Annotated in this window: 1 protein-coding gene; it reads left to right on the top strand. The window is 52.1% G+C overall.

The genetic code is table 11. The features are described 5' to 3' along the window. Window positions 1–372 precede the first annotated feature (372 nt). Window positions 373–3,223: DUF1601 domain-containing protein (locus tag J7438_RS24840; RefSeq protein ID WP_209278733.1), on the top strand; the 2,851-nt coding region annotated here is incomplete at its 3' end.

The following is a 3,223-nucleotide window of genomic DNA, read 5'->3' as shown; positions in this document are numbered from 1 at the left end:
AAGTGGTCAGATGAGGCATACGTTACTGCTGATAAAGGCAGGCAACCCTCAGATCACGGTTACTTGACCGCCGAAGAACATTCAGATGAGCAAGGCGGTAAACCAGCAAAGAGGAAGAAAACAAACATCCAGTAATCGCCTTCCTCCCATCATGACTTAAGAACCGTTTTAACATTCCGGGAAGGAATGCCAGTGTTGAACACCTGTTGCCCATACATCCCGCCTCAGATGATTTGAAAATAATGGATGGGTGGCATCAGGAGTAGATGTATTTCCCCAACTGTTTACATTTATAAACATTCCAGCAAAATGAACTTCTGAACAAAACAGCAGTCTGCTTTTTATATTTTCATGAATTAATGAAATGTAATTATGGATAGAACCTCTGCTGGTACCAGTGGTAAATACGCAAAACCAGATAATGATTACAACCAACCGAATGACCATGCCGCTTCTTCAAGGCGTGTGCAATATAGACATAGCACAGTCGTACAGAGGGATAATCCCCTCCGCACTACTCCGGGGCGTAATGAATTTTACCATTCTTCTGCCGTAAGCTCTTCTCAATATCTACAGGGCCGTTCAGTAAACCCTGCTCAAGATTTCAATGCCCTCATTAAACAAGAAATAATGGATGGCCTGGTGAGTAAATCGGGTCGTTTCGGTCATCGCTATGATGGGAGAAATCACGGGCAATTTGCCAGTTCAATTAAGAAGTACACGTTAGCCTCTAAAAGACCCTTAAATCGAGCTGAACAAAGCCAGCTGATACGTTTGCTGCAAAATTTCACAGCAACGCGGAGCTGGAATTGGCGAAGCCTGACGACAACACTTCATTCATTTACTTCAGCGGGTGTTTTTACCACACATAAGCCCACGGATGAGCGTGTTCAGCTCACTCAAGGTGCCTTATTGTCGACTTTGCTTGATGCAATAAAATTCAAGTGCAATCAAAAACCTGAAGCATGGGATATTGATGCCCGGGGGATCGCCAACCTGCTATGGGCCATGGCGAAGCTGGTGGACAGCGGGCAGAAGCGGACACCAGAGCTCAAAGAGGCCGTAGCCGCGCTGTTGCCCCACGTGTCCGCACAGAAAGCTCATTTTAAACCACAGGAAATCACTAACCTGCTGTGGGCCATAGTGAAACTGGTGGACAGCGGGCAGGAGCGGACACCAAAACTCAACCAAGCCGTTGCCACGCTATTGCTCCTTGTGAACACACAGAAAGCTAACTTTAAACCACAGGGTATCGCCAACCTGCTCTGGGCCATGGCGAAACTGGTGGACAACGGCCAGGATCGGACACCAGGGCTCAACGAGGCCGTGGCCGCGCTATTGCCCCACGTGAACGCACAGTCAGCTAACTTTAAACCACAGGAAATTGCCAACCTGGTGTGGGCCAAGGCAAAGCTGGTGGATAACGGGCAGGCGCAAACACCAGAAATCAAAGGGGCCGTGGCCACGCTGTTGCCCCATGTGAAAGTACAGAAAGACCAATTTAATGCTCAGGATATCGCCAACCTGCTGTGGGCCATGGCGAAACTGGTGGACAATGGGCAGGAGTGGATACCAGGGCTCAAACAGCCCGTGGCCGCGCTGCTGTCCCACGTGAACGTACAGAAAGACCAATTTATTCCTCAGCATATCGCCAACCTGCTGTGGGCCATGGCGAAACTGTTGGACAACGGGCAGGAGTGGACACCAGAGCTTAAAGAGGCCGTGGCCGCGCTATTGCCCCACGTGAACGCACAGAAAGACCAATTTAATGCCCAGGGTATCACCAACCTGCTGTGGGCCATGGCGAAACTGGTGGACAACGGGCAAAAGCGAACACCAGAGCTCAACGAGGCCGTGGCCGCGCTATTGCCCCACGTGAACGCACAGACAGCTAACTTTAAACCACAGGAAATCGCCAACCTGCTGTGGGCCATGGCAAAGCTGGTGGATAACGGACAGGAGCAAACACCAGAAATCAAAGAGGCCGTGGCCACGCTGTTGCCCCATGTGAACGTGCAGAAAGACCAATTTAATGCCCAGGATATCGCCAACCTGCTGTGGGCCATGGCGAAACTGGTGGACAACGGCCAGGAGTGGATACCTGGGCTCAAACAGCCCGTGGCCGCGCTGTTGCCCCACGTGAACGCACAGAAAGACCAATTTATTCCTCAGCATATCGCCAACCTGCTGTGGGCCATGGCAAAACTGGTGGATAGCGGCCAGAAGCGGACACCAGCGCTCAACAAGGCGATGGCCGCGCTGTTACCCCACGTGAACGCACAGAAAGCTAACTTTCAACCACAGGAAATCGCCAACCTGGTGTGGGCCATGGCGAAACTGGTGGACAACGGTCAGGAGCGGACACCAGAACTCAACGAGGCCGTGGCCGTGCTGTTGCCCCACGTGAACACACAGAAAGCGAACTTTAAACCACAGGAAATCACCAACCTGCTGTGGGGCATGGCGAAACTGGTGGACAACGGGCAGGGGCAGACACCAGGGCTCAACGAGGCCGTAGCCGGGCTTTTGCCCCACGTGAACGCACAGAAAGCAAACTTTAAACCACAGGGTATCGCCAACCTGCTGTGGGCCATGGCGAAACTGGCGGACAACGGGCAAAAGCAAACACCAGGGCTCAACGAGGCCGTAGCCGTGCTGCTGCCCCTCGTGACCGCACAGAAAGCAAACTTTAAACCACAGGGTATCGCCAACCTGCTGTGGGCCATGGCGAAACTGTTGGACAACGGGCAGGAGCGGACACCAGAACTCAACGAGACTGTGGTCGCGCTGTTCCCCCACGTAAACGTACAGAAAGATCAATTTAATGCCCAGGAAATCGCCAACCTGCTGTGGGTCATGGCGAAACTGGTGGATAACGGGCAGGAGCAGACACCAGAGTTCAACGAGGCCGTCGCTGTGCTGTTGCCCCTCGTGAACGCACAGAAAGATCAATTTATTCCTCAGCATATCGCCAACCTGCTGTGGGCCATGGCAAAACTGGGTGAGCTGGTTAAGCTGAACGTGGTTACCTCTACGTTCGAATCACTTGTCTACCGGATCAGTAACAACCCTCAGCTCTCTCAGCAAGGGATATTTATGTCTCTCTGGGGAGTAATGGTATGCTGTGCCAGGTTATCTCTGGTTCCAAACACCAGTAAAGGTAACGTGCTGGAAAAGCACATGGATGACCTGTTTATTCGCCTGGAAAATACATCCCCGGACA

Source organism: Thalassotalea sp. G20_0 (genome assembly GCF_017744175.1).
Taxonomy (GTDB): domain Bacteria; phylum Pseudomonadota; class Gammaproteobacteria; order Pseudomonadales; family Endozoicomonadaceae; genus Endozoicomonas.
The sequence above is the reverse complement of the archived record's forward strand: the minus strand, read 5'-3'. Positions and strand labels throughout refer to the sequence as shown.